We start from the raw sequence: 26,990 nt of genomic DNA, 5'->3' as shown, positions 1-26,990 counted from the left end.
GGGGCCATGACTCCTACGACGGAGACCACGGTCGGTATCGGCGGTGCCGCGGAGAGCACCGACATGGTGCTCAACATCGGGCCCCAGCACCCGTCCACGCACGGCGTGCTGCGGCTGCGGCTCACCCTCGACGGCGAGCGCATCACGAGCGCGGAGCCCGTGATCGGCTATATGCACCGCGGCGCGGAGAAGCTCTTCGAGGCGCGCGACTACCGCCAGATCATCATGCTCGCCAACCGCCACGACTGGCTGTCGGCCTTCTCGAACGAGCTGGGCGTGGTCCTCGCCGTGGAGCGCATGCTCGGCATGGAGGTCCCCCCGCGCGCGGTGTGGACGCGCACGCTGCTCGCGGAGCTGAACCGGGTGCTCAACCACCTGATGTTCCTCGGCTCGTATCCGCTGGAGCTGGGCGGGATCACTCCGATCTTCTACGCCTTCACCGAGCGCGAGGAGCTCCAGCACGTCATGGAGGAGGTCTCCGGCGGGCGGATGCACTACATGTTCAACCGTGTCGGCGGCCTCAAGGAGGACCTGCCCGCGGGATGGACCACGCGCGCGCGTGCCTCTGTCGCAGCCCTGCGCTCCCGTATGGACCGCTTCGACGACCTGGTCCTCGGCAACGAGATCTTCCGCGGGCGCACCCGCGGGGTGGGCGTTCTCGCGCCGGAGACCGTCCACGCGTACGGCGTGAGCGGGCCGATCGCGCGCGGCTCCGGCGTCGACTTCGATCTGCGGCGGGACGAGCCGTACCTCGCGTACGGCGAACTCCAGGACACCCTCCAGGTCGTCACCCGGAAAGAAGGCGACTGCCTCGCCCGCTTCGAGTGCCTCCTGGCGCAGACCCACAACTCCCTGGACCTCGCCGACGCCTGCCTGGACCGGCTCGCCGAGCTGCCGCCCGGCCCGATCAACCAGCGGCTCCCCAAGGTCCTGAAGGCGCCCGAGGGCCACACGTACGCCTGGACCGAGAACCCGCTCGGCATCAACGGCTACTACCTCGTCAGCAAGGGCGAGAAGACGCCGTACCGGATGAAGCTGCGGTCGGCGTCGTACAACAACATCCAGGCGCTGGTGGAGCTGCTGCCGGGGACGCTGGTGGCGGACATGGTGGCGATCCTGGGGTCGCTGTTCTTCGTGGTCGGGGACATCGACAAGTAGTCGGGGACATCGACCAAGTAGGAGCCCCTAGGTGAGCGGGTTCGGAATTCCAACCGGCTGCACCAGCCATCCGAAGTCGCCGAGGCCGCCGACCGCTGTGAGTTCGGCGCCCTCTCCCGCGTTCGCGAGGGCGCGCACATAGGCCGCGGGGTGTGTGGTCGCCAGCGCGAGCGGGGGCCGGGCGCCTGCGATGCCCAAGGCGCGCAGAGCTTCGCGCTGGCGCACGAGGAGCGCGCCGGGGAGCGCGTCGAGGGACGCGCACGCGTCCAGCGCGACGTGCGCCGTTATGTCGCAGGACCCGTCCGGCACGGGCCGCGTCTCGTGCCCTTCCCGGAAGCCGGTGAGCGTGCCGAACGGCGGGCGGGCGTCGGCCGTGTGCACGTAGTCCACGGCGACCGCGAGCCCCCGGTCGAGCGTCGCGACCGCCGCCGCCCAGGCCTCGTCCCGGGGCAGCCCGATCTCGGCGCGCAGCCCCTTCTCGGCCGACAGCGGCCACCACCGGCTGAGCCACTCCGCCTCCGCCCCGGAGACGCGCTCGCCGAGCAGCTCGGCCCCGTCCTCCCGGACGAGCACCAGCCGGGGTATGCCCGAGGAGTCGACCTCGGCGACCTCCACGGGCACGTTGTCCAGCCACTCGTTGGCGAACAGCAGCCCGGTCGCGCCCCGCGGGGGTGCGCTGAGCCACTCGATGCGGTGGTCGAGGCCCGCGGGGCGGTCGGCGACCTCGACGGCGTACGCGCGCGTGCGGGCGGCCACGCCGGCGGGCAGCGCGGCCAGCACGCCGGTGACCAGCTCCCCGCGCCCCGCCCCCATGTCGACGAAGTCGAGCGACTCGGGCCCGCCCAGCGCCTCGTCGACCAGGCACAGCAGCCGGGCCACGGCACCGGCGAAGAGCGGCGACGCGTGCACGGACGTACGGAAGTGGCCGGCCGGGCCCTCGGGCCTGCGGTAGAAGCCGTCCGGCCCGTACAGGGCGGCCTCGGCCGCCGCCCGCCAACCGCGCCAGTGCCCCGCTGTCTCGTCCGTCACGCCGTCAGGTTAAGCGCACAGGGGAACGGAGCCTCCACCTTGCGGAGTATGCGCGCCCGATGCGGATCGACCCTCCGGTTGACCCCTGCACGCATCTTGCTTCCCTACGCTGGGTTACGTGCAGCGCCTCTACGACTTCCTCCGCAGGCACCCGACATGGGTGGACAGCTTCTGGGCCGTCCTCCTCTTCGGGATCTCTGTGGTGAGCGAAGCCGTCCGGCAGGAGGCCGGGCAGTCGGCTCCGGGTACCGACTCCGAGGCGGCCATCGTCCCGGTGCTCCTCCTGTTGTCGCTAGTCATCGCGTTGCGCAGGCGTATGCCGGAGAAGATGCTGCTGCTCGCCATCGGCGTGGGAGTGGCGCAGCTGGCGCTGAACGTGGCGACGACACCCGCCAACTTCGCCTTCCTGGTGATCACCTACACGGTGGCCGCGACCGGCGCCCGCTGGGCCTCCCGGCTCGCGCTGGCCGTGGGCCTGACCGCGGCGCCGCTGGCGCAGGTGCGCTGGCCGGAGAAGGAATCGAGCGTCCTGGGCAGTATCGCCCTGATGATCTTCATGACGGTGCCCTTCGCCCTCGCCTGGGTGCTCGGCGACTCGATCCGCACCCGCCGCGCCTATTACGAGCAGCTCGAGGAGCGCGCCACCCGGCTCGAGAAGGAGCGCGAGGCGCAGGCCAAGGTCGCGGTCGCCGCCGAACGCGCCCGGATCGCGCGTGAGCTGCACGACGTCGTCGCGCACAACGTGTCGGTGATGGTGGTCCAGGCCGACGGCGCCGCCTACGTCCTCGACTCCGCGCCCGACCAGGCCAAGAAGGCCCTGGAGACGATCTCCTCCACCGGCCGCCAGGCCCTCGCCGAGATGCGCCGCCTGCTGGGCGTGCTGCGCACCGGCGAGCACCAGGAGAGCGGTGAGTACGTCCCGCAGCCCGACGTCGAGCAGATCGACGAGCTGATCGAGCAGTGCCGCACCTCCGGCCTGCCCGTCGACTTCAAGGTCGAGGGCACCCCACGGCCACTGCCCAGCGGCGTCGAGCTCACCGCGTACCGCATCGTGCAGGAGGCGCTCACCAACACCCGCAAGCACGGCGGGCCCAACGCGGGCGCCAGCGTGCGCCTGGTCTACTTCGACGACGGCCTCGGCCTGCTGGTCGAGGACGACGGCAAGGGCGCCCCGCACGAGCTGTACGAAGAGGGCGGCGCCGACGGCCAGGGGCACGGCCTGATCGGGATGCGCGAGCGGGTCGGTATGGTCGGCGGCACCCTGGACGCGGGCCCGCGCCCGGGCGGCGGCTTCCGCATCAGTGTGCTGCTCCCGCTCAAACCAGCGCACTGACACCGACGCACGCCCCCTGTTGACACCTGTCACGCCCTGGCAGACGCAGACACAGACCCGACGAGACTTCAGACGAGACAGACGAGAACGGAAGAGGCCCCGATGACGACGATCCGCGTGATGCTCGTCGACGACCAGGTGCTGCTGCGCACCGGGTTCCGGATGGTGCTGGCCGCCCAGCCGGACATGGAGGTCGTCGCGGAGGCGGGCGACGGTGTCGAGGCGCTTCAGGTGGTGCGTTCGACCCCCGTCGACGTGGTGCTGATGGACGTACGCATGCCGAAGCTCGACGGCGTCGAGGCCACGCGCCGCATCTGCGCCGAGCCCGATCCGCCGAAGGTGCTGATCCTGACCACCTTCGACCTCGACGAGTACGCCTTCTCGGGGCTGAAGGCGGGCGCGTCCGGCTTCATGCTCAAGGACGTGCCGCCCGGGGAGTTGCTGACCGCCATCCGGTCGGTGCACAGCGGCGACGCCGTCGTGGCCCCCTCGACGACCCGGCGCCTGCTCGACCGGTTCGCGCCGATGCTGCCCAGCGCCGGCAAAGAGCCGCAGCACAAGGCGCTGGAGCGGCTCACCGACCGCGAGCGCGAGGTCATGGTGCTGGTCGCGCAGGGGCTCTCCAACGGGGAGATCGCGGCCCGGTTGGTGCTGTCCGAGGCGACCGTCAAGACCCATGTGGGCCGCATCCTGACCAAGCTGGGGCTGCGGGACCGGGTCCAGGTGGTGGTCCTGGCGTACGAGACGGGGCTGGTGCGGGCCGGCGGACACGGCTGACCGGGGGGACTTCCAGGACTTGACGTCCTGGTGGTAGGGCGTCGTCGAGACCCTGGATCTCGCTCTCACCAAGCACGACGGCGTGGTGATCGCGCCCATGACGGTCACCGACTCCGGCTACTTCGGCGAGAGCGTCGGCCGACTGCGGCGGAAAGAACGTCCCCCTGCGCAGGGAGAGTTGGGCGGTACGGAAGCTCAACCACTGCCTGGAGCAGCTGCGTGAGCCGGAGTTCGCCGAGCATCTGTGGACGGACCACTCGCCCGTGCCCAAGACCGAGGGCCCGGTGCGGACGCGGCTGAGGCAGGCGCGGGTCGGCATCAGGCACATCCGGTTCGACTGACGCGTCCGGCGGCTACCTGAGCAGCGCCTCCAGGAAGTCGCTGCCGAGCCGGGCCATCGCCGTGACGTCCAGCTGGTACAGGACATAGCGCCCACGCCGACGGGTGGTGATCAGGCCCGCTTTCTTCAGCACGCTGAGGTGCCGGGATATCTCGGGGGCCGTCATGCCGTGGATCTGTACGAGTTCGCTGGTGGTGTACGTGGTGCGGGCCAGGTTCCGGCACAGTTGCATGCGCACCGGGTGGGACAGCGCGGTCATCCGCAGGGTCAGCTGCTCGACCGAGGGTGGCGCGGCGAGTTCCGGGGAGCCGACCGGGTAGTGCAGGACCGGCTGCCAGCCGTACCGGTGCAGCACCTGGAGATGCGGCCAGCCCAGGCTCGTCGGCACGAGCAGCAGGCTCCGGTCGCGGATGTGGCTGTGGCGGAGCTTGTCGATGGTGATGCGTCCGGCGGCCTCGTCGAGCACCACCGCCGGGGACACCGCGGCCAGCGCCTGGCCCAGCCCCTTGTGCCGCAGCAGATCGGTCTTGTGGCGGGCGTCGGCCGTGAGCTGGTGGCGCAGCCGGGACCAGGTGTCCGCGAAGAACGCCTCGTCGCAGTCCTGAAGGAACTGGCGCAACCAGGCCCGGATCCGCGGCGGATCGTCCAGCAGCCGTCGGCTGAACCGCAACTGGCGCGGCCCGCGCGCGGCGGCCAGCTCCAGGGCCCGGCGGCGCGACTCCGCGTCGGCGAGCACAGGCGGGCCCTGAACCTCGTACGGCAGCGCACAGGTGAACTCCAGCGCCGCGTCCACGAACTGCTCGTCCGTCAGCTTGTCCAGCAGGTCCAGTTCCTCGGCGAGCGTCGCGCCGGGGAGCGTGGCGCCGCCCGGGATGCCCGCATAGGGCAGGAAGAGGTCCGAGAACGTCGTCCGCCACAGGAAGTCGGCCTCGCACATCCGGTCCGCCAGATGCGAGTCGAGCCGGGCGGTCACGCTCGTCACCCAGCCCTGCAGGCCCGGATGGTGCCCCGGCTCGGACAGCGCGTGCAGCGCCATGCCGAGCTCGGCCAGGGGTGAGGGGACGACGGCGACCCTCTCCGGCCGCAGCCCCGCGATGTCGATGCTCACGCTCATGCCCTCATGGTGCACCCCGCCACTGACAACGCGGCCTCCGATTGACGGCGGCCGTCAATCGACGCGACGTCATGGTGGCGGCGACGCAACCTGGGACATCCGGGGCAGCCGCGGAGCCCGATTCCCACGTCCTGAGAACCCGAGAAGGCGATCCGCCATGAGCATCACCCAGTACCACGTCCTCGACACCTACCGCGCCCGGCAACTCGGCGAGCCCGACCCGCCCGCGCCCGGCGCGCACGACTGGCAGGTCATCCGCGAACTGCGCGACCACCGGCACTTCCGCGCGGTCCTCGCGGGCCGCCCGGCCCACGGCCGGCTACGGCAGGCACTGGGCCGGTGGCTGCGGCGGCGCCCGCGCTCTACCTGACCCGCGCGATCAGCCGGGCGCTGAAGTCGGCGACCGCCGCCTTCACGTCCTCGGCCGTCCACTCCAGGCCCGCGGCCCGTACGTCGATCTCCGTGACGGCGAGCCCCGGGCCGGAGGCTTCCCAGGGCCGGGCGAAGAGCAGTGTCCTGGTCTCCTCGGCGTGCCGGACCGCGACATCGGCGACGACATCGGCGTCGTACGGCAGCCAGACCTGGAACTCGTTGGTGTGCGGCTCCTCGGGGTGGACGCGCGTCCAAGGCACCCCGGCTGCCGCGAAGCCCTCGCGCAGCGCGGCGGCGACCACGCGCGCGTGCCGGACGTACTCGGGAAGCCGGGGCAGTTCGCGCTCCAGCCCGGCGAGGGCCGACAGCACGGTCGGGAACTGCTGGAAGACGGTGCCGCCGTACCGGTGCCGCCAGGCCTTGGCCTCGTCCACCAGCGTCCTGGGGCCGGCGAGGGCGGCCCCACCGAAGGCGTTCAGGGACTTGTAGAACGACACGTAGACGCTGTCCGCCAGGTCCGCGATCTCGTGCAGGGGGCGGCCGAAGTGGAGGGTGGTCTCCCACAGGCGCGCGCCGTCGAAGTGCACCACCGCGTCGCGCTCCCGCGCCGCCTCGACGATCTCGGTGAGCTCCTGCCAGGAGGGCAGCACGAAACCGGCCTCCCTGAGGGGCAGTTCGAGCATCAGCGCGCCGAAGGGCTCCTCGAAGTCGCGCACCTCGGTGGCGGTCGGCAGCCGGGGCTCGCTCGTCACCCGGACCGGGCGCAGGCCGCTGACCTCGCGAAACGCATTGCGCTCATGGACCTCGGGGTGGGCGAGCGCGTGCAGGGCGACCACGGGGCTGCCGGTGCGGCCCGCCCAGCAGCGCAGGGCGACCTGCTGCGCCATCGTGCCGGTCGGGAAGAACGCGGCGGCCTCCATGCCGAGCAGACCGGCGACCTTGTCCTCCAGGGCCTCGACGACGCCGTTGCCGTACATGTCCACCGTCTGGTCGAGGTCGTACACCTCATCGGCGGCCTCCAGGACCGTCAGGCGCTCCCGGAGCGTGCTGAGCACGCTGGTGCGCGCGAACACGCGCTCCGCGCCCCGGTAGGCGCTGATGCGCCGCTCACGGCGTCGCTTGCGCAGCTCGTCGTCCGACTCCGGTGTGACTTGTCGCGTGCCCTGCTCCGCCGTATCGCTCATGCGACGGATCATGCCGGTCGGCGATTCCTGCGGGCACCCACTTTTCCGCAGCCGCCCTTCCGGACCCGCCCTCGGGCAGCCGATGCGACGTGACGTGTGGCCGCCCACAGCCTGTGGACAACCGGACGCCCCGGCAACCGATCGCGTTAACATGACGAGAAATCGTCCGGTACCCAGAGCGGACTGGAACGGGAAGGCCTCCGTCGCGTGAGTACAGTCCAACAGCCAGACCCCAAGGACCGCCCCGCGCGGCTCACCGTCGGCGTCGTCGGCGCCGGTCGCGTGGGACCCGCGCTGGCCGCGTCCCTCCAACTCGCCGGACACCGCCCGGTAGCCGTCTCCGGAGTCTCCGACGCCTCCAGGAAGCGGGCCGCGCTGCTGCTGCCCGACGTGCCGCTCGTACCGCCCGCCGACGTCCTCGAACGCGCCGACCTCGTCCTGCTCACCGTCCCGGACGACGCCCTGCCCGCGCTCGTCGAGGGCCTCGCCGAGACCGGCGCCGTACGGCCGGGGCAACTGCTCGTGCACACCTCCGGGCGGTACGGCGCGAAGGTGCTGGACCCCGCCCTGCGGGCCGGCGCGCTGCCGCTGGCCCTGCACCCCGCGATGACCTTCACCGGCACTCCTGTGGACGTCCAGCGCCTCGCGGGATGCTCCTTCGGCGTGACCGCACCCGACGAACTACGGCTGGCCGCCGAGGCCCTCGTCATCGAGATGGGCGGCGAGCCCGAGTGGATCGCCGAGGAGAGCCGGCCGCTCTACCACGCGGCCCTCGCGCTGGGCGCCAACCACCTGGTCACGCTGGTCGCCCAGTCCATGGAGCTGCTGCGCGCGGCCGGCGTCGGGGCCCCGGACCGGATGCTCGGCCCGCTGCTCGGCGCCGCGCTCGACAACGCCCTGCGCTCCGGCGACGCCGCCCTCACCGGGCCCGTCGCGCGCGGGGACGCCGGTACGGTCGCCGCGCACGTCAGCGAGTTGCGCAGGCACGCCCCCCAGGCCGTCGCCGGATATCTGGCGATGGCCCGCGCGACCGCCGACCGGGCGCTCGCCCACGGTCTGCTGAAGCCGGAGCTGGCCGAGGACCTGCTGGGGGTACTCGCCGACGGGACCAACGGGACCGAAGGGGACGCCCGATGACCACCGCCCTGCTGCGCACCTCCGCCGAGCTGCACGCACGCGCGCGTGAAGGCCGTCGCGCCGTCGTGATGACCATGGGCGCCCTGCACGAGGGCCACGCCACCCTGATCCGCACCGCGCGCGAGATCGTCGGCCCGGAGGGCGAGGTCGTCGTCACCGTCTTCGTCAACCCGCTGCAGTTCGGCAAGGGCGAGGACCTCGACCGCTACCCGCGCACCCTGGACGCCGACCTCAAGCTCGCCGAACAGTCGGGCGCGGACGCCGTGTTCGCCCCCTCCGTGGACGAGGTCTACCCCGGCTGGGGGTCCCCCCGGACGAAGTCTGGGGGAGAACCCCAGGTCCGCATCAGCGCGGGCCCCATGGGCGAACGCCTGGAGGGCGCCTCCCGCCCCGGCCACTTCGACGGCATGCTCACCGTCGTCGCCAAGCTGCTGCACCTCACCCGCCCCGACATCGCCCTGTACGGCCAGAAGGACGCCCAGCAACTCGCCCTGATCCGCCGGATGGTGCGGGACCTGAACTTCGGCGTCGAGATCGTCGGCGTACCCACTGTGCGCGAGGACGACGGCCTGGCCCTGTCCAGCCGCAACCGCTATCTGTCGCCCCAGGAACGGCGCACGGCCCTCGCCCTGTCCCAGGCTCTGTTCGCGGGTCTCGACCGGCATGCGGCGCAGGAGGCGCTGCGCGCGCGGGCTCGCGAAGTGCCCGCCACGCGCGCGCGTGCCGAGGCACTCAGCGCCATAGGGGAGTCCCGCGCGGCGGCCGACGCGCACGCGGTCGCCAAGGCCGTGCCGGGTGGCCCGTCGGCCGTGCGCGCCGCAGCCCGCCTGGTCCTCGACGAGGCGGCCCGCCTCAACCCGCCGCTCCAACTGGACTATCTGGCCCTGGTCGACCCGTCCGACTTCACCGACGTCGAGGACGACTTCACCGGAGAGGCCGTCCTCGCCGTCGCCGCCCGGGTCGGGACGACCCGGCTGATCGACAACATCCCCCTCACGTTCGGAACCTTCGGAGCCGCCTCGTGAACAGCACCGGCATACGCCTGCACGCCCCCGCCCCCGGCTGGTCCATCTCCGCGGACGTGGTGGTCGTCGGATCCGGCGTCGCCGGCCTCACCGCGGCCCTGCGCTGCGAGGCCGCCGGCCTCACGACGGTCGTCGTCACCAAGGCCCGCCTCGACGACGGCTCCACCCGCTGGGCGCAGGGCGGCATCGCCGCGGCCCTGGGCGAGGGCGACACCCCCGAGCAGCACCAGGACGACACGCTCGTGGCGGGCGCGGGCCTGTGCGACGAGCAGGCCGTACGGATCCTCGTCACCGAGGGCCCGGACGCCGTACGGCGGCTCATCGAGACGGGCGCCCACTTCGACGAGTCCTCCGAGGGAGAGCTGGAACTCACCCGCGAGGGCGGCCACCACCGCCGCCGTATCGCGCACGCCGGGGGCGACGCGACCGGCGCGGAGATCTCCCGGGCGCTCGTCGAGGCCGTACGCGCGCGTGGGCTTCGTACGATCGAGAACGCGCTCGTGCTCGACCTGCTGACGGACGCCGACGGCCGTACGGCCGGTGTCTCGCTGCACGTCATGGGCGAGGGCCAGCACGACGGCGTGGGGGCCGTGCACGCCCCCGCGGTCGTCCTCGCGACCGGCGGCATGGGACAGGTCTTCTCGGCGACCACGAACCCGTCCGTGTCGACCGGCGACGGCGTGGCGCTCGCCCTGCGCGCGGGCGCGGAGGTCTCCGACCTCGAATTCGTGCAGTTCCACCCCACCGTGCTGTTCCTCGGCCCGGACGCGGAGGGCCAGCAGCCCCTCGTCTCCGAGGCGGTACGCGGAGAGGGCGCCCACCTCGTCGACGCCGGCGGCGTGCGCTTCATGACCGGACAGCACGAGCTGGCCGAACTGGCGCCCCGGGACATCGTCGCCAAGGGCATCACGCGCCGCATGCAGGAGCAGGACGCCGAGCACATGTTCCTCGACGCCCGGCACTTCGGCGCCGACATGTGGGAGCACCGCTTCCCGACGATCCTCGCCGCCTGCCGCGCCCACGGCATCGACCCCGTCCACGAGCCCATCCCGATCGCCCCGGCCGCCCACTACGCCTCCGGCGGCGTCCGCACGGACGCCCACGGCCGTACGACCGTCCCCGGGCTGTACGCGTGCGGCGAGGTCGCCTGCACCGGCGTGCACGGCGCGAACCGGCTCGCGTCCAACTCCCTCCTGGAGGGCCTGGTCTACGCCGAGCGCATCGCCGAGGACATCGCGGCGAGCCACGCGGAAAACGGCCTCCACGCGCGCGTGCCCCACCCGGTGCCGTACCCCGAGGTCCCCGAACACCCCCTGCTGGAGCCCGAGACCCGGTTCGCGATCCAGCGGATCATGACCGAGGGCGCGGGCGTCCTGCGCTCCGCCGACTCCCTCGCCAAGGCCGCCGAACAGCTCCAGCAGTTGCACGCCGACGCCCGCGACGCCCTCCACGAGAACGGCAAGACGGCCGAGCCCGGCGTCGACACCTGGGAGGCCACCAACCTCCTGTGCGTGGCCCGCGTCCTGGTCGCCGCCGCCCGGCAGCGCGAGGAGACCCGTGGCTGCCACTGGCGCGAGGACTACGCCGAGCGCGACGACTCAGCATGGCGGCGCCACATCGTCGTACGGCTGAATCCGGACCGCACACTCGCCGTACACCCCACCGATACCGCAGACTTCCCCCCGACCCGGCAGCACCATCCGGCGCAGCGTCCCCAGGAGCAGTGACAGCAGTGGATACCCCCGACCTTCCCCTCGCACAGGACGACGGCTGCGGCGACGGCTGCGCCTGCGGTGCGGACACCGGCGACGAGTACCTGGAGTGCGGGCTCGATCCCGCACTCGCCGAGCTCCTGGCCGAGGCCGGACTCGACCCCGTGGAGGTCGAGGACATCGCGAACGTGGCCATCCAGGAGGACCTCGACCACGGGGTGGACGTGACGACGGTCGCGACCATCCCCGAGGACGCCGTCGCCACCGCCGACTTCACCGCGCGCGAGGCGGGCGTCGTGGCGGGCCTCCGGGTCGCCGAAGCGGTGCTCTCCGTGGTCTGCGAGGACGAGTTCGCCGTCGAGCGGCATGTGGACGACGGCGACCGGGTGGAGGCCGGGCAGACACTCCTGTCGGTCACCACGCGCACGCGTGACCTGCTGACGGCCGAGCGCAGCGCGCTGAACCTCCTGTGCCGTCTGTCGGGCATCGCGACCGCCACGCGCGCGTGGGCGGACGTTCTGGAGGGCACTAAGGCGAAGGTCCGCGACACCCGGAAGACGACGCCGGGGCTCCGGTCGCTGGAGAAGTACGCGGTGCGGTGCGGCGGCGGCGTGAACCACCGGATGTCGCTGTCCGACGCGGCCCTGGTCAAGGACAACCACGTGGTCGCCGCGGGCGGTGTCGCGCAGGCCTTCAAGGCCGTACGGGAGGCCTTCCCGGACGTACCGATCGAGGTCGAGGTCGACACCCTGGACCAGCTGCGCGACGTCGTGGACGCCGGCGCCGATCTGATCCTGCTGGACAACTTCACGCCGGGCGAGTGCGAGGAGGCGGTGGCTCTCGTGCACGGCCGGGCCGCCCTGGAGGCCTCCGGGCGCCTCAGCCTGGAGAACGCGAAGGCGTACGCGGACACCGGCGTGGACTACCTCGCCGTCGGAGCCCTGACCCACTCCTCGCCGATCCTGGACATCGGCCTCGATCTCCGTGAGGCGGAGTAAGTCATGCTCCTCACGATCGACGTCGGCAACACGCACACCGTCCTCGGCCTGTTCGACGGCGAGGACATCGTCGAGCACTGGCGGATCTCCACGGACGCGCGCCGTACGGCCGACGAGCTGGCGGTCCTGCTGCAGGGCCTCATGGGCATGCATCCGCTCCTCGGGGACGAGCTGGGCGACGGCATCGACGGGATCGCGATCTGCGCGACCGTGCCGAGCGTGCTGCACGAGCTGCGTGAGGTGACGCGGCGGTACTACGGCGATGTGCCGGCCGTACTGGTCGAGCCGGGCGTCAAGACGGGCGTGCCGATCCTCACCGACAACCCCAAGGAGGTCGGCGCGGACCGGATCATCAACGCCGTGGCGGCGGTCGAGTTGTACGGCGGGCCCGCGATCGTCGTGGACTTCGGTACGGCGACGACGTTCGACGCGGTCAGCGCGCGCGGGGAGTACATCGGCGGGGTCATCGCGCCCGGTATCGAGATCTCCGTCGAGGCGCTCGGCGTCAAGGGGGCGCAGCTCCGGAAGATCGAGGTGGCGCGGCCGCGGAGCGTGATCGGCAAGAACACGGTCGAGGCGATGCAGTCGGGGATCGTGTACGGGTTCGCCGGGCAGGTGGACGGTGTGGTGAACCGGATGGCTCGGGAGTTGGCCGAGGATCCGGATGAGGTGACGGTGATCGCCACGGGTGGGCTGGCGCCGATGGTGCTGGGTGAGTCCTCGGTGATCGATGAGCATGAGCCTTGGCTGACGCTGGTCGGGCTGCGGCTGGTCTACGAGCGGAACGTCTCACGCATGTGACCCGCGTCCGGCGTACCCCAGAGTTTCCTCGCCCCCGCCGCCCCTACCCGTCCCATCCCTGGGGGCTGCCGCCCCCAGACCCCCGCTTCGGCCTGAACGGCCTCGTCCTCAAACGCCGGACGGGCTGGAATGTGCGGGCCGGCGTCGAGAAGTGAGGTGTCCCCAGCGGGTGGGTGGGGGTTGGGGATGGCGGTTCTCGTCCTCAAACGCCGGACGGGCTGAAATGCGTGGACCGGCACCGAGAAGCGAGGCGCCCCCAGGGGGGTGGGGGTTGGGGATGGCCGCGCTCGTCCTCAAACGCCGGACGGGCTGGATGATGCGGGTCGGCGCCGAGAGAAGCCAGCCCCGGGACAAAGGCCGGGCGGGCGGGATGGCTGTCGCGGCCGGGTGGGTGGCTCTTGCGCCACACCCGGGGGATGTGGCCGGGTTTGTCTGATTAGCGCGTATCGTCACCTCATGCCCACGCCATACGGATACCGCGGCGGCATGGCGTTCGGTGTGGAGGAGCTGCGTGTGCTCCGCCGCGCTCTCGCCCTCGCCCTTCAGCCCAGCCCCGTCTCGGCCGAGGACGTCCAGGACTGCCTCCGCCTTGCCGAGTCCCTCGACGAGGCGATGCGTGAGGGGGCACGGATGCGGGCCTTCCTGGTGGCCGACGTCGCCCGGTACCGCACCGCCCTTCCCGGCACCGCCACCGGTTATCTCGCGCTGCTTGGGGAGGCGCTGAGCGCGGGGTACCGGCCCGTCCCCGACGACCTCACCGCACTCCGGGCGCTGAGCGGCAACCCTGCCGCGGCCGCCCTCCTCGACCGCTGTCGAAATCTCGCCGGTCGGGAGCAGCGGGACCGGTGGGGCCAGCAGGACCGGCGGGATGAGCCGGGTGGGACGGGCGTACGTGCCCGTCTCGCGCCCCGTGCGGGGCGATCCGCGACGCGCTTTACACCCGGCGCCCCAGCCTCCCGCACGCGCCTCACAGCCCTTCCCGGCGGTCTCGCTGCGGACGCCGGCGAGGAGCCCGGACGTAAGCCCGAGAAGAAGCCCGCCGAGAAGCCGGCTCCCAAGCCCGCCCCCGCCCCGGCCGCCCCGAAGCCCGGTCGCCCCATCCCCACCCCCGGCGAGGTCTTCCCGCGCCGTAAACCCGCCCAGCCGCCCGCGAACCCGTCACGGCAGCTCGTCGTCGCAGGTTGAGCGGCGCGCTTCGGTGCAGGCGGACGAAAACCCTCAACCCGGCACCGTCCGCTCCACGCCCCGTGGCTACCCTGGTCGCATGGACTATGTCTCCGCGCTGCTGCCCCCGGCCGTGATGGCCGTGTTCTTCATCGGTGTGATCCGGGTGATCGTGAGGAGCCAGGGCGGGGCCAACAAGGCCAAGGAGGACGCGGCCGTCGAGGCCGCCATCGCGCGCGTGGAGGGCGCCCGCCAGACCCCCTCCGGCACCGACGCCTGACGTACGGCGTACGGCTCCCGTGCCCCTCGGGCACTTTCGAGCCGTACGCCCTTTTTGTTCCTGTTTGTTCTCCCTGCGCCTGCCCCGGACGCCAATACGGAGATCTCCCACTATTGTGTCGAGTTGTGCCTCGCCCATTGGGAGAACTCGAAGACGCGGTCATGACGCGGGTGTGGAAGTGGAACCGCCCGGTGACCGTTCGAGAAGTCCTCGAAGATCTTCAGCAGGAACGGTCCATCGCCTACACCACGGTGATGACCGTTTTGGACAATCTCCATCAGAAGGGCTGGGTGCGCCGCGAGGCGGAAGGCCGGGCCTATCGATATGAGGCGGTCTCCACCCGGGCCGCCTACGCCGCCGCGCTGATGAACGAGGCCTGGTCGCAGAGCGACAACGCGGCCGCCGCTCTCGTCGCCTTCTTCGGGATGATGAGCGACGAACAGCGGCAGGCCCTGCGGGACGCCATCCGCGTCGTCGGAGACCCGGAAGAATCACCTGAACCCGCCGAAGAGGCCGGCGCCACCGATAGCGCCGAACGCGATACCGGCGGGGAGAACCCCGGCTCGGCGCCTGAGGCGGGCGGGCGATAGCGTCCGCTCATGTCAGCAGAGCGTCCCGAAGTCACCGCAAAAGCCATCACCGTCCGCCGGGCCCGCACCCGCGATGTACCGGCGGTGCGTCGACTCCTCGACACCTACGTCCGCGACCGGATCCTGCTCGACAAAGCCACAGTGACCCTTTACGAGGACATCCAGGAGTTCTGGGTCGCGGAACGGGACGACAACGCCGACGTGGTCGGCTGCGGCGCCCTGCATGTGATGTGGGAAGACCTCGCCGAAGTGCGCACTCTCGCGGTGAAGCCCGGACTGAAGGGTGCCGGTGTCGGGCATCAGTTGCTGGAGAAGTTGCTGCACACCGCGCGCTGGCTCGGCGTTCGCCGCGTATTCTGCCTGACCTTCGAAGTGGACTTCTTCAGCAAGCACGGCTTCGTCGAGATCGGCGAGACACCTGTTGACACCGACGTCTACGCGGAGCTGCTGCGTTCCTATGACGAGGGCGTCGCGGAGTTCCTCGGTCTCGAACGAGTGAAACCGAACACCTTGGGCAACAGCCGGATGCTTCTGCATCTGTGATCGCCAACGAGATTTCAAGCGGACTGCGCTGCCCAGGTTCCCTATGTCCGAAACGCGCATGTTTCCGGACCAAGGATGACCTGTGGGTCTCTCCCGGGGGTTTGTGTTTTTCCAGCAAAAGCGGTTTGCTTTCCGATGTACTGCAGTACTGCATATAACAGGGGACGGCGAAACGGCGGACGCCGCAGACCCCAGGCCCTCAAGTTATCGATGAAAGGAAATCCGGTGGCACAGAAGGTTCAGGTCCTTCTTGTCGACGACCTCGACGGCGGCGAGGCGGACGAGACCGTGACGTTCGCGCTGGACGGCAAGACGTACGAGATCGATCTCACGACCGCCAATGCGGACAAGCTGCGCGGCCTTCTCGAGCCTTACGTGAAGGGTGGTCGTCGTACCGGAGGCCGTGCTTCGGGTGGACGCGGAAAGGCGCGTGCCGCTTCGGGTGGCAGCCAGGACACCGCGCAGATCCGCGCCTGGGCGAAGGAGAACGGTTACGAGGTCAACGACCGCGGCCGTGTTCCCGCGACCATTCGCGAGGCATACGAGAAGGCGAACGCCTGATCGCGAGGCCTTTGGCAAGGCCTATGACAAGGCCGACGGCTGAGCGCAAGCGCGCCGCAGCCGCAATCGGTGGCAGTGCGTTGCCACCGTGTGCACAAGTCGCACGAGATCGGGGGCGTCTCCACCGCCCCCCAGAGCCGACAGCGTCGGCAGCGAGGCTTCGACCTCGCATCCCGGCTCGGGGGGTCGCAGCCACACGGCGGCCCCCCGGAGGGCTGCGGCCCCGGTCGACGGCGGCCGGGCTCCCGTGATGGAGCACCGTCCCGGAGGCGCGGGTGCGTCCATGAGGCCGCCCTCGCCGATCGCCATCAGGTCGAGCGCCAGCGTGCCCCACTCCAGCCAGTCCAGCAGCCCGGGCAGCTCTTCTGTGCTGCCCGCGGCCACCAGCAGCCGCATCCGGTCGCCCTGTACGGCCACCGGGGAGCCCGGCGCCAGGTGGCGCAGCGCGGACCGGCCCGCCTCGGCCGGCACGTCCAGGACGTCGAAGCGCAGGCCCAGCTGAAGTCGTACGGGAATCCCGGGCACCGTCGCCCATCCCAGTTCGTTCTCGTACCACCGGCGGACCTGATCGCTCGGATCGAGCGGCCGCCGGGGGAAAGGGACCGCTGCGGAAACGGTGGAGGCGGTGGAGATTGCGGGCGAAGTCGAGCGGCCGGTGGCAACCATGCCAAGCGCAACTGCCGGAGGACCGTGCGAGTTACGCTGGGTGTTCAAGTGAGTGCGCAGCGTGCTGGAAGAGGGGGCGTGCGGGGGTGTGGGGTCGTGCAAGGTTGTTCGCCCGTAGCGGAGGGAACCCGTGCACGCGGCATGGACTGTCGGTGCGAGCGGGTAAGACATCCCTAGTGAGAGGGGGCGACACGCAGGACAGGGCGTCTCACGTTCGCCATCGGCGTACTGATGGTGAGGGTAACCACCTGGCCTGCGGGAACATCGTCTCGCACCATCGGGTTGGAGCAGATGTCGGCGTTAGCGGGGTCAGGAGGCCATCGACGGTGTCGGCAGTTGGAATGAGCGGTCCCCGCTTGCGGGACTAAGCTGCGGAAGGACAGGGAGGGGAAGTTCCCCCCACTGCCTGACCGCTCTGAGGAGCGATTAACGATGTTCGAGAGGTTCACCGACCGCGCGCGGCGGGTTGTCGTCCTGGCTCAGGAAGAAGCCCGGATGCTCAACCACAACTACATCGGCACCGAGCACATCCTCCTGGGCCTGATCCACGAGGGTGAGGGTGTCGCCGCCAAGGCCCTTGAGAGCCTCGGGATTTCGCTCGAGGCGGTCCGCCAGCAGGTGGAGGAGATCATCGGCCAGGGCCAGCAGGCCCCGTCCGGGCACATCCCCTTCACCCCCCGTGCCAAGAAGGTCCTGGAGCTGTCGCTCCGCGAGGCCCTTCAGCTGGGCCACAACTACATCGGCACGGAGCACATCCTGCTCGGCCTGATCCGTGAGGGCGAGGGCGTCGCCGCCCAGGTCCTGGTCAAGCTGGGCGCTGATCTCAACCGCGTGCGGCAGCAGGTGATCCAGCTGCTCTCCGGTTACCAGGGCAAGGAGACCGCCACCGCCGGCGGGCCTGCCGAGGGCACCCCCTCGACGTCCCTGGTGCTCGACCAGTTCGGCCGGAACCTCACCCAGGCCGCTCGTGAGTCCAAGCTCGACCCGGTCATCGGGCGCGAGAAGGAGATCGAGCGGGTCATGCAGGTGCTGTCCCGCCGTACCAAGAACAACCCGGTTCTGATCGGTGAGCCCGGCGTCGGCAAGACCGCCGTCGTGGAGGGCCTCGCCCAGGCCATCGTCAAGGGCGAGGTGCCCGAGACCCTCAAGGACAAGCACCTCTACACCCTGGACCTCGGCGCGCTGGTCGCCGGCTCCCGCTACCGCGGTGACTTCGAGGAGCGCCTGAAGAAGGTCCTCAAGGAGATCCGCACCCGCGGCGACATCATCCTGTTCATCGACGAGCTGCACACGCTGGTCGGTGCGGGTGCCGCCGAGGGCGCCATCGACGCCGCTTCGATCCTGAAGCCGATGCTGGCCCGTGGTGAGCTGCAGACCATCGGTGCCACCACGCTCGACGAGTACCGCAAGCACCTGGAGAAGGACGCCGCGCTCGAGCGCCGCTTCCAGCCCATCCAGGTCGCCGAGCCCTCGCTCCCGCACACGATCGAGATCCTCAAGGGTCTCCGTGACCGGTACGAGGCCCACCACCGCGTCTCCATCACCGACGAGGCGCTGGTGCAGGCCGCCACCCTGGCCGACCGGTACATCTCGGACCGCTTCCTGCCGGACAAGGCGATCGACCTGATCGACGAGGCCGGTTCCCGGATGCGCATCCGCCGGATGACCGCGCCGCCGGACCTGCGCGAGTTCGACGAGAAGATCGCCGGTGTCCGCCGCGACAAGGAGTCCGCGATCGACTCGCAGGACTTCGAGAAGGCCGCCTCCCTCCGCGACAAGGAGAAGCAGCTCCTGGCCGCCAAGGCCAAGCGGGAGAAGGAGTGGAAGGCCGGCGACATGGACGTCGTCGCCGAGGTCGACGGCGAGCTGATCGCCGAGGTCCTCGCCACGGCGACGGGCATTCCGGTCTTCAAGCTCACGGAGGAGGAGTCCTCGCGCCTGCTCCGCATGGAGGAGGAGCTCCACAAGCGGGTCATCGGCCAGACCGACGCCGTCAAGGCGCTGTCGAAGGCGATCCGCCGTACGCGTGCCGGTCTGAAGGACCCGAAGCGTCCGGGTGGTTCGTTCATCTTCGCGGGCCCGTCCGGTGTCGGTAAGACGGAGCTGTCCAAGGCCCTGGCCGAGTTCCTCTTCGGTGACGAGGACGCGCTGATCTCCCTCGACATGTCGGAGTTCAGCGAGAAGCACACGGTGTCGCGTCTCTTCGGCTCGCCCCCCGGCTACGTGGGCTACGAAGAGGGCGGCCAGCTGACCGAGAAGGTCCGCCGCAAGCCGTTCTCGGTGGTCCTCTTCGACGAGGTCGAGAAGGCTCACCCGGACATCTTCAACAGCCTGCTGCAGATCCTGGAGGACGGTCGACTGACCGACTCCCAGGGCCGGGTCGTGGACTTCAAGAACACGGTCATCATCATGACGACCAACCTCGGCACCCGGGACATCTCCAAGGGCTTCAACCTGGGCTTCGCGGCCTCTGGCGACAAGAAGACCAACTACGAGCGCATGAAGAACAAGGTCTCGGACGAGCTCAAGCAGCACTTCCGGCCCGAGTTCCTCAACCGCGTCGACGACGTGGTCGTCTTCCCGCAGCTGACCCAGGACGACATCCTCGCGATCGTCGACCTGATGATCGGCAAGGTCGACGAGCGCCTCAAGGACCGGGACATGGGCATCGAGCTCTCCCAGTCCGCCAAGGAACTGCTCTCGAAGAAGGGTTACGACCCCGTGCTGGGCGCGCGTCCGCTGCGCCGCACCATCCAGCGCGAGATCGAGGACTCCCTCTCCGAGAAGATCCTCTTCGGCGAGCTGCGCCCCGGCCACATCGTGGTCGTGGACACGGAGGGCGAGGGCGAGGCCAAGACCTTCACCTTCCGGGGTGAGGAGAAGTCGGCACTGCCGGACGTCCCGCCGATCGAGCAGGCGGCCGGTGGGGCTGGACCGAATCTGAGCAAGGAGGCGTAACCCCTCCGGGGTGAGCCTGATCCGGGTGGGGCGTCACCGTGAGCTTCATATGGGCGGGGAGGGCGTCCGGGTTGGTGAGGGTCCGGGCGTCGGTGACGTTGACCGTGTGCAGGTGAGGGTGGGCCGCGAGGGGCGCGAGGTCGACGGACGCGGGGGCCCAGGCAGTGAAGTAGCGCGCTGAAGGGAAGACCATTGCCGCCTGCTCGGTGTCGACGTGGCGGTCGATGCCGTAGACGAAGACGTAGGTGATCGCGGGCAGGGTGATGCCGGTCGCGGCGAGGTCGACCAGTTCCCGGGCGTTCAGAGTCAGCGAGGACAAGTTCCGCAGCTGTGCGACGGACTGCCAGTCCTCGGGGGTGAGGCGCATGTCCAGGTCGAGGCCGAGTTGGCGGACACCGGAGAACTCGGGGAGCGCGGACAGGCCCGAGGCGTTCGGGGGCAGGAAGAGCACCTCCAGCGGATTGCGTCGGGAGACGGATTCCAGGGGCGACGTCCCCCGGATTCCGCGCAGGTTGAGCAATTTCAGGCCGGTCAGCTCGCGCAGCGGGGAGAGGTCCCGCACCGGCGAACTGCCCAGGACCGCCAGGTCCGTCAAGGACAGGCCCGCGAGCGGTGCCAGGGAGTGGACGGCCGAGCACTCGTAGAGCACGAGCCGGCGCAGATCCGGGAGCCGCCGCACCCAGTCGAGGTCGTGCAGGACCGTGTTCTCCGCCAGTCTGATCCGTTCGACGGGGTGGTCGCCGAAGTTCTCCAGGATCTGGTCGGCGGTGAAGTCACCGATGAGGTCGACGTTGTCGTGGCCGCCGAGGTGGTTCAGGGCCGTGAGTTCCTTCGGCGAGTGGACGGTGATGGCGATGTCGGGTTTGTAGCGCAGGCGGTCGATGATCTCCCGCGCATAGGTGTCGGTGTCGAACTTGGACCAGAACTGGCCCAGTTGGGCGTCGACGCCGCGAGCGCCGGTGTCCCGGTACTTCACCATGAGCGGCAGCGCCGCGTCGCCGCCGATGAGACCGGCTGCATGGACGACGTAGGCGCGCTGCTCGGGGTCGGGCACCTCGTCGGGGTCCGGCAAGAGCTCCAGGACGATGGGGCCGAGGTCGGCCAGCTCGCGGGCATCGGGGAAGCTCTGGGGCGGGATCAGGCAGGCCGCCCGCCGCTCCACCTCCGCCCGCACCCGCGGATCCAGCTTCGCCGCGTGTTCCAGGCAGGCCATGGCCAGGAGATGGAGGCGCTTGCGGTGCTCGGGTTCCCGGTCGCCACGCTCCATCAGTCCGCGGAGCAGCCGGGCCCGTTCGTCGGGGCGGGCGTGGGCCACCGCCATGCGCATGACGTCCTCCCACTGGTCCAGGTGGGCGTGGCGCAGCAGGAGGTCGAAGTCGCGCTCCTCCACGGCTGCGCGGGCGCCCAGATAGTCCTGGAACGTTCGGTGGACGAAGTCGATGGAGCCGGTGGCCGGTTCGCGCAGCAGGCCGGAGCGGGTGAGGAGATGGCGCAGGATCGCATCGGCGGGGCCCTGCCGGGCGACGTAGGGCATGGCGGGCAGCAGGCGTTCGAGCTGGGCGATCGCGTCGGGTCTGGACATCTCCGAGCGGCCGTTGCGGATCAGCCAGTAGGCGAGCTTCTGGAGGAGCTCGGTCTGGGACTCCTCGTCGAGGTCGAGGCCGGCGCCGGGCATGTCGCGTTCACGGTCGCGGCGTTCCAGGAGCATGGAGAGCGCGGCGTCGTACAGCGCCTTGCGGCCGCGCGGCAGGAAGCCGCGGCGTTCGCGGTGCAGGGCGCAGATCAGGGCGCACATCAGGGGGTTGGTGGCGAGGGCGCCCAGGTCCTGCTTGGTGCGGATCGCGTCCAGCAGGGCGGTGCCGAGGGCCGGGTCGGCGTTCGCCGCCTCGTGCCAGCGGTGGACGAAGACGGCGATGTTCTCGCGGCTCATCCGGGAGAGCGTCAGCTCGGTGAAGTCCTCGGTGCCGAGCCAGTCCTTGCGTACGGCGGAGGGGCGGGACGTGACCAGGCAGAGGTTGTCCGGGTAGGCGGACAGCAGATCGCAGAGCCAGCCGCGGGTGCGGGTTCGCTCCTGGTCGGGGACCTCGTCGATGCCGTCGATGAGCAGCAGCGCGCGGCCCGCGGCGAGGACGCGGTCCGCCCAGCCCGGCGGCTGCGCGCCGGCCACCGGCGAGCCGACGGCCCGCAGGAAGTCGGCGGGCAGCGGCAGGCTCGCGCCTTGGCGGGTGAGCGTGCGCAGCGGCAGGACGAACGGGATCCGGCCGATGAGGTGGGCGAGCTCCCCGGTGAGACGGCTCTGCCGGGCCGTGGTGACCGCGAGCCACTGCACGAGCGTGGTCTTGCCCGAGCCCGCGACGCCGCGCAGGAGCACCCGGGCGTGGCCGGAGAGGGCCTTGTCGACGGGCTGGGCGAGGGGGTGTGCCCAGCCCTCGGCGAGCATGAGCGCGCTGTTGTGGGGCTCGTCGGGTGCCGGCTCGTAGGCGTGCTCGACGTGGTGGGTCGCGTGCAGGCTGAGGTAGGCGGTGTCCAGCGGCCACTGGCGGCTTTCGGCGAGATCGATGCCGTAGATGGTGAGGCTGCTGTGCTTCCTGGCGATGTGTGCGGCGTACCGCTTCTCGAAGCCGGCGTCCTCGGCGGGCTGCGAGCCGAGGCGCTCGATGAGGATGTCCGTACGGTCGATGAGATCGCGCAGCCGTCGGCTCTGCTCGACGAGCGTGCGCGCCACGAACGGCGATCGCTGGGTGAAGAAGTGCAGGATGTGGACGCAGGCGCTGTCCAGGAGACGGGAGTAGAGGGCCGCCGCGTCCTGGCTGAGGAAACGCACCAGGCGGGGGCCGCCGGCCTGTTCGTAGAGGCGGGCGGCGAGTTGTTCGTGGCCGAGGTCGACGGCCTGTACGTCGTCGAGGTCCAGGTCGCCCAGGGCGTACAGGGTGAGTTCGAGGGCGTCGGCGACGGCGTCCCGCTCCTCTGTCATCAGCCCCTGGTCGGTGCGCCGTACGAGTTCGCGAACCAGGCGGTGCAGTTCTTTGGGGGTGAGCGTGCGCTGCTCGCCCTTGAAGCTCACCAGAGCGGACAGCCGTACCGGCTGTGTGGTGAGGCCGGCCCCCGGCCCCGGCTGCGCGAACAGCTTGCGTATGAGGGGCGCGATGGCGCTCGACGCGACACGGACCCCCACCGTTCCCGGATCGACCATGGTTCGAGGGTACGGGGCAACGCGCTTGACGATGGCGGGAGTTGGCGGGGCCCGCGCGTCGGCGCGGGCCCCTGGAGCGGCTACGACAGCTGGCCGTCGTAGTCCGGCAGCTTGTACGTCTTCTCGGCGTGGCCGCCGGAGAGGTCGGTGGGGGTGTTGCCTATGTTCGCGATGATCGTGTAGCCCTTGGCCTCGATCTCGGCGCGCTTGGCGGTCTTGTACTCGGCCTTGTCCCTGAAGAGATCGCCGAAGTTGCGGACATAGAGCCCTGACACCTTGTAGCCCACGTGCTTGAGGTTGTAGTCGGTCACGGAGCCGATGATGTCCGGGCGCGCGGTCACGAAGAAAAGGGCGACGCGGTGGTCCTGGGCGTACTTGGCGACTTCGAGGACGGGCGCGTTCGCCGGGGACGGGTAGCTGAAGCCGAAGTCCGTCTCCAGCGTGGTGTTGTCGATGTCGAAGACGATCGCCTGCTTCTCGCCCGGCTTCGTGGCGGCGATGCGCTGCTTCAGGTACGGCATCGCCTGGTCCATCACCGCCTGGCAGTCCCGCTGCCAGGTCGCGTAGTCGACGTCCTCGGCTGCGGCGGCGCTGACGGACGTGCTCGTGGCCGTCGTGGCCTGGGCGCCGGCGGGGATGGCCATCGCCGTGACGGCGACGGTGGCGACGGTGGTCATGCCGATACGGCGCGTCCAGGTGCCTCTGCTCATGGGGGTGGGGGTCCTCTCACGTCACACGTGCGCTGCCGGTTGTCGCGTGCATGCTCGTCGGCGGGGGTGGCGCGAGGGGAACGAAGTGGTTACTTGACGGTAACTCCACGCGAGATGCGGGTCACACCGCGGGTGGTCGCTCGGTGACAAGCCGCACAGGCGATTTGCCCGGTACTAGAGGGAATAGTGGAAACCGCCGGTTGGGCAAAAGGGATTATTCGTGCGGAGGAGTGGTGGGATTACGCCCTCATTGGTCGATTTGAGGCTGATGGTTGCTCTGTCAAGAACCGGGAAGTTTTGCGGTGAAGTACTAGATTCCGTCGTAGATCGGGGGTTTGGGGGTCTCTGGGCGGTGGGGGTACCAAGGGGTGTCCCATCCGGCGGCTGCCTGTGCGCCGGGTGGTTTTCTGTCCCCTTCCCCCGTGAGGTTCTGATGTTCCAGCGCGTCTCCGCTCGCTCTTCCCGTACGTCCCTGCTCCGCACCCGTGGGGCCGTCATGGCTGCCGCCGTCGGTGCCTCGGTCGTGCTGGGGGCCGGAGTCGCGACCGCCGCGCAGGGCACGGTCGCCAAGGCCGCGCCCCCCGCCGCGGCGAAGAAGGCCACGTCCTGGGTCAAGCCGGTCGCGAAGTACACCAAGTCCGCGAGCTTCGCGGCGAACGGTGCCATGTGGCAGTCCACCCACAGCGGGCAGGACTTCGCCGTGCCCAGCGGCACCGTCGTCAAGGCCGCGCACGGCGGCACGGTCGTCAAGGCCGGCGGCAACGGCGCCGGTGACGGCCCCGCCTACGGCAACGCCGTCGTCATCAAGCACGGCAATGGGACGTACTCCCAGTACGCCCACCTCTCGAAGATCAACGTCAAGGCCGGCCAGATCGTGAAGACCGGCCAGCGGATAGCCCTGTCCGGCAACACCGGCAACTCCAGCGGCCCGCACCTGCACTTCGAGGTCCGTACGACCGCGAACTACGGCTCCGCCATCGACCCGGTCGCCTTCCTGCGCGGCAAGGGCCTGGCGCTCTAAGCGTTCCGGCTCCCGGTGTGCGCCTGGGTCACCAGATCGATTGCGACCTCGAGGACGGCCTTGCGCTTGTCCTCGGGGTCGCCTTCGAGGTCCCGTACGGCGTACATCCCGGCGTGCATCGTGAACAGGGCGCTGATGCAGCGGACCTGGTCGACCAGGTCGGCGTCCGGATCGATGATGATGTCGCGCATGCCCATCATGCGGTTCTTGAACATCTCGCCGATGCTCAGTTCCCGTACGGTCGCCTGGTTCTCCTGCATGAACTGGAACAGCGGCGCCGCCTCGGACAGGATCTGGCTGTAGCGCCGTACGATCTCCTGCTTCGTCTCCAGGGTGTGCGGCTGCAGCCTGCCCCACTCGATCAGGTCCTCGATCGGCTTCGTCAGGTCCTCGAAGAGGCTGACGATGATCTCTTCCTTGGTCTTGAAGTGGTAGTAGAGCGCCGCCTTCGTGACATCGAGACGCTCGGCGATCTCCCGCAGGGAGGTCTTCTCGTAGCCCTGCTCGGCGAAGAGTGCGAGGGCAATGTCCTGGATGCGCTGGCGGGTGTCCCCGCGGCGCCGGTGCTTGGTGCCGTCCATGGTGCCGCCCATCCTCGTACTCCTCGGCTTTCCAGAAAACTTACTTGACGCCCGGCTAGTTACGCCTCTACCTTCCGAGTGTAGACAACTAGCCGGGCGGCAAGTAAGTAGCGGTTGCCGGGGGAGTGGGAACGATGGTGGCGACAGAGACAGTCACAGACGAGGCGGGCGGTCGGCCCAGGAGCGTGCGGGTCGTGCTCTTCGCGCTCATGATCGCGATGATGCTGGCGATGCTCGACAACATGATCATCGGCACCGCGATGCCGACGATCGTCGGTGAGCTGGGCGGGCTCGAGCACCTGTCGTGGGTGGTGACGGCGTACACCCTGGCGACCGCGGCCTCCACCCCGCTGTGGGGCAAGCTCGGCGACATGTACGGCCGCAAGGGCATCTTCATGAGCTCGATCGTGCTCTTCCTGATCGGCTCCGCGCTCAGTGGCATGGCCCAGGACATGGGGCAGCTGATCGGCTTCCGCGCCGTGCAGGGCCTCGGTGCCGGTGGGCTCATGGTCGGCGTCATGGCGATCATCGGTGACCTGATACCGCCCCGCGAGCGCGGCAAGTACCAGGGCATGATGGCCGGCGTCATGGCGCTCGCGATGATCGGCGGTCCGCTGGTCGGCGGCACCATCACCGACCACTGGGGCTGGCGCTGGGCCTTCTACATCAACCTGCCGCTGGGCATCGTCGCGCTCCTCGCCATCAGCGCCGTACTGCATCTGCCGAAGAAGCGGGCGCAGACGCAGATCGACTATCTGGGCGCGGGCCTGCTGACCGTCGGCATCACCGCGATCGTGCTGGTCACCACCTGGGGCGGCACGGAGTACGCCTGGACGTCCGCGCGGATCATGGAACTGATCGGCATCGGGGTCGCCGCGCTCGTCGGGTTCGTGTTCTGGCAGACCAAGGCCGCCGAACCGGTGCTGCCGCTGCACATCTTCCGCAGCCGGAACTTCACGCTGATGTCGATCATCGGCTTCATCGTCGGGTTCGTGATGTTCGGCGCCACGCTGTTCCTGCCGCTCTACCAGCAGTCCGTGCAGGGCGCGTCCGCGACCAACTCCGGGCTGCTGCTCCTGCCCATGCTCGGCGCGATGCTGGTGACGTCGATGGTCGCGGGGCGGGTGACCACCAACACCGGGCGGTACTACGTCTTCCCGGTCGTCGGCAGTGCGCTGATGGCGGTCGGGCTGTATCTGCTGTCGACGATGGACACCGGGACCTCGCGGGTCACGTCCGGCGTGTTCATGGCCGTCGTCGGGCTCGGCATGGGCTGCCTGATGCAGATCACCATGCTGGTCGCGCAGAACAGCGTGGAGATGAAGGACATGGGCGTCGCGTCCTCGTCCACCACCCTCTTCCGCACCCTCGGCTCCTCCTTCGGCGTCGCGATCATGGGCGCGCTGTTCAACAACCGGGTCCAGGACGTCATGGCCGACCGGGCCGGCGCGCTGGGCTCCAAGGTGACCGAGCAGTCCGCCCAGCTGGACGCGGCGAGCCTGGCGAAGCTGCCGGACGCGGCGCGCGAGGCCTACCAGCACGCGGTGTCGGCGGGCACCCACTCGGCGTTCCTGCTGGGAGCCGTGGTGGCCGTGATCGCGCTGGTCGCGGCGGTGTTCGTCAAGGAGGTGCCGCTGAAGGGGGCGGGGCCGAAGGAGGACTCCCCGGGCGGTACGGCGGTGCGGGCGCCGGCGACCGAGACGGTCTGAGCGGGCGGTGAGTGAACGGCCCCCGGGGTGTGGA

The 26,990-nt window shown here is 70.2% G+C and carries 24 protein-coding genes and 1 pseudogene; 18 read left to right on the top strand and 7 right to left on the bottom strand.

What is annotated here, in order from left to right:
• The first annotated feature begins 6 nt into the window (after positions 1-6).
• Entirely contained in the window at positions 7-1,158 is a 1,152-nt protein-coding gene (locus AB0I98_RS28165; RefSeq protein ID WP_362946654.1) for an NADH-quinone oxidoreductase subunit D, read from the top strand.
• A 27-nt stretch (positions 1,159-1,185) separates the two neighbouring features.
• On the opposite strand, the gene AB0I98_RS28160 is transcribed toward AB0I98_RS28165, so the two are convergent.
• Positions 1,186-2,187: an SAM-dependent methyltransferase gene (locus AB0I98_RS28160; RefSeq protein ID WP_362946651.1), complete on the bottom strand. Its 1,002-nt coding sequence runs from the start codon at positions 2,185-2,187 to the stop codon at positions 1,186-1,188.
• 118 nt (positions 2,188-2,305) lie between these two features.
• Between AB0I98_RS28160 and AB0I98_RS28155 the strand changes: the two genes are divergently transcribed.
• The 3 genes and pseudogenes from AB0I98_RS28155 to AB0I98_RS28145 all read left to right on the top strand — a co-directional run.
• Positions 2,306-3,520, top strand: coding sequence for a sensor histidine kinase (locus AB0I98_RS28155; protein ID WP_362946648.1), 1,215 nt, complete (start codon positions 2,306-2,308; stop codon positions 3,518-3,520).
• 102 nt (positions 3,521-3,622) lie between these two features.
• Entirely contained in the window at positions 3,623-4,297 is a 675-nt protein-coding gene (locus AB0I98_RS28150; protein WP_328359579.1) for a response regulator transcription factor, read from the top strand.
• 1 nt (position 4,298) lies between these two features.
• A pseudogene (locus tag AB0I98_RS28145) lies at positions 4,299-4,638 on the top strand (ATP-binding protein); the annotation flags it as partial.
• 12 nt (positions 4,639-4,650) lie between these two features.
• Here AB0I98_RS28145 and AB0I98_RS28140 read toward each other — a convergent pair.
• Positions 4,651-5,751 (bottom strand): DUF5937 family protein, encoded by a 1,101-nt coding sequence (locus AB0I98_RS28140; RefSeq protein WP_362946646.1) that lies wholly within the window; start codon positions 5,749-5,751, stop codon positions 4,651-4,653.
• A 157-nt stretch (positions 5,752-5,908) separates the two neighbouring features.
• On the opposite strand from AB0I98_RS28140, the gene AB0I98_RS28135 reads away from it, so the two are divergent.
• Positions 5,909-6,121 carry a hypothetical protein gene (locus AB0I98_RS28135; protein WP_362946643.1) on the top strand — a complete coding sequence of 71 codons (213 nt, stop codon included), beginning with the start codon at positions 5,909-5,911 and terminating at the stop codon, positions 6,119-6,121.
• Here the strand turns inward: AB0I98_RS28135 and AB0I98_RS28130 are convergent.
• A complete protein-coding gene (locus tag AB0I98_RS28130) occupies positions 6,114-7,307 on the bottom strand; it encodes a beta-eliminating lyase-related protein (RefSeq protein ID WP_362946640.1) in 1,194 nt (397 codons plus the stop codon). The genes AB0I98_RS28135 and AB0I98_RS28130 overlap by 8 nt on opposite strands.
• Positions 7,308-7,514: 207 nt before the next feature.
• Between AB0I98_RS28130 and AB0I98_RS28125 the strand changes: the two genes are divergently transcribed.
• The 10 genes from AB0I98_RS28125 (at position 7,515) to AB0I98_RS28080 (ending at position 16,118) form a co-directional block, all read left to right on the top strand.
• Complete coding sequence (locus AB0I98_RS28125) at positions 7,515-8,444, top strand: DUF2520 domain-containing protein (RefSeq protein ID WP_362946637.1); 930 nt, start codon at positions 7,515-7,517, stop codon at positions 8,442-8,444.
• A complete protein-coding gene (gene panC, locus AB0I98_RS28120) occupies positions 8,441-9,469 on the top strand; it encodes a pantoate--beta-alanine ligase (RefSeq protein WP_362946634.1) in 1,029 nt (342 codons plus the stop codon). The genes AB0I98_RS28125 and panC overlap by 4 nt, the downstream gene beginning before the upstream one ends.
• Positions 9,466-11,196, top strand: a complete 1,731-nt coding sequence (locus tag AB0I98_RS28115) for an L-aspartate oxidase (protein WP_362946631.1) — start codon at positions 9,466-9,468, stop codon at positions 11,194-11,196. The genes panC and AB0I98_RS28115 overlap by 4 nt, the downstream gene beginning before the upstream one ends.
• A gap of 5 nt (positions 11,197-11,201) precedes the next feature.
• Positions 11,202-12,179 (top strand): carboxylating nicotinate-nucleotide diphosphorylase, encoded by a 978-nt coding sequence (gene nadC / locus AB0I98_RS28110; protein ID WP_362946781.1) that lies wholly within the window; start codon positions 11,202-11,204, stop codon positions 12,177-12,179.
• A gap of 3 nt (positions 12,180-12,182) precedes the next feature.
• On the top strand, positions 12,183-12,980 hold the full coding sequence (locus AB0I98_RS28105; protein WP_362946629.1) for a type III pantothenate kinase: 798 nt from the start codon (positions 12,183-12,185) through the stop codon (positions 12,978-12,980).
• 486 nt (positions 12,981-13,466) lie between these two features.
• A complete protein-coding gene (locus AB0I98_RS28100; RefSeq protein WP_362946779.1) occupies positions 13,467-14,165 on the top strand; it encodes a hypothetical protein in 699 nt (232 codons plus the stop codon).
• Between the two features lie 79 nt (positions 14,166-14,244).
• Positions 14,245-14,424: a hypothetical protein gene (locus AB0I98_RS28095; RefSeq protein WP_362946626.1), complete on the top strand. Its 180-nt coding sequence runs from the start codon at positions 14,245-14,247 to the stop codon at positions 14,422-14,424.
• A 137-nt stretch (positions 14,425-14,561) separates the two neighbouring features.
• Positions 14,562-15,014, top strand: a complete 453-nt coding sequence (locus AB0I98_RS28090) for a BlaI/MecI/CopY family transcriptional regulator (RefSeq protein WP_362946623.1) — start codon at positions 14,562-14,564, stop codon at positions 15,012-15,014.
• A 9-nt stretch (positions 15,015-15,023) separates the two neighbouring features.
• On the top strand, positions 15,024-15,557 hold the full coding sequence (locus AB0I98_RS28085; protein WP_301983040.1) for an amino-acid N-acetyltransferase: 534 nt from the start codon (positions 15,024-15,026) through the stop codon (positions 15,555-15,557).
• Positions 15,558-15,782: 225 nt separating this feature from the next.
• The gene (locus AB0I98_RS28080) at positions 15,783-16,118 is read left to right on the top strand and encodes an Lsr2 family protein (RefSeq protein WP_210577987.1); all 336 of its coding nucleotides are present in this window, start codon (positions 15,783-15,785) and stop codon (positions 16,116-16,118) included.
• 21 nt (positions 16,119-16,139) lie between these two features.
• Here the strand turns inward: AB0I98_RS28080 and AB0I98_RS28075 are convergent, their stop codons facing one another.
• Positions 16,140-16,784 carry an SCO3374 family protein gene (locus AB0I98_RS28075; RefSeq protein ID WP_362946620.1) on the bottom strand — a complete coding sequence of 215 codons (645 nt, stop codon included), beginning with the start codon at positions 16,782-16,784 and terminating at the stop codon, positions 16,140-16,142.
• 432 nt (positions 16,785-17,216) lie between these two features.
• Here AB0I98_RS28075 and AB0I98_RS28070 point away from each other — a divergent pair, with 432 nt between their 5' ends.
• Positions 17,217-19,742, top strand: a complete 2,526-nt coding sequence (locus tag AB0I98_RS28070; RefSeq protein WP_328359543.1) for an ATP-dependent Clp protease ATP-binding subunit — start codon at positions 17,217-17,219, stop codon at positions 19,740-19,742.
• On the opposite strand, the gene AB0I98_RS28065 is transcribed toward AB0I98_RS28070, so the two are convergent.
• Positions 19,645-22,935: an NACHT domain-containing protein gene (locus AB0I98_RS28065; RefSeq protein ID WP_362946617.1), complete on the bottom strand. Its 3,291-nt coding sequence runs from the start codon at positions 22,933-22,935 to the stop codon at positions 19,645-19,647. The genes AB0I98_RS28070 and AB0I98_RS28065 overlap by 98 nt on opposite strands.
• 80 nt (positions 22,936-23,015) lie before the next feature.
• Positions 23,016-23,645: an HAD family acid phosphatase gene (locus tag AB0I98_RS28060; protein ID WP_362946614.1), complete on the bottom strand. Its 630-nt coding sequence runs from the start codon at positions 23,643-23,645 to the stop codon at positions 23,016-23,018.
• Between the two features lie 433 nt (positions 23,646-24,078).
• Here AB0I98_RS28060 and AB0I98_RS28055 point away from each other — a divergent pair, with 433 nt between their 5' ends.
• A complete protein-coding gene (locus AB0I98_RS28055) occupies positions 24,079-24,666 on the top strand; it encodes a M23 family metallopeptidase (protein ID WP_362946612.1) in 588 nt (195 codons plus the stop codon).
• Here AB0I98_RS28055 and AB0I98_RS28050 read toward each other — a convergent pair.
• Entirely contained in the window at positions 24,663-25,259 is a 597-nt protein-coding gene (locus AB0I98_RS28050) for a TetR/AcrR family transcriptional regulator (RefSeq protein WP_362946610.1), read from the bottom strand. The two genes, AB0I98_RS28055 and AB0I98_RS28050, sit on opposite strands and share 4 nt — an antisense overlap.
• Before the next feature lie 122 nt (positions 25,260-25,381).
• On the opposite strand from AB0I98_RS28050, the gene AB0I98_RS28045 reads away from it, so the two are divergent.
• Positions 25,382-26,956 (top strand): MDR family MFS transporter, encoded by a 1,575-nt coding sequence (locus AB0I98_RS28045; protein WP_362946608.1) that lies wholly within the window; start codon positions 25,382-25,384, stop codon positions 26,954-26,956.
• The last annotated feature ends 34 nt before the right edge of the window (positions 26,957-26,990 follow it).

Origin of the sequence: Streptomyces sp. NPDC050211, from assembly GCF_040656035.1 — a bacterium.
GTDB lineage: Bacteria > Actinomycetota > Actinomycetes > Streptomycetales > Streptomycetaceae > Streptomyces.
Note: the sequence above shows the minus strand (reverse complement) of the source record. Positions and strands in the feature narration are given on the sequence as shown.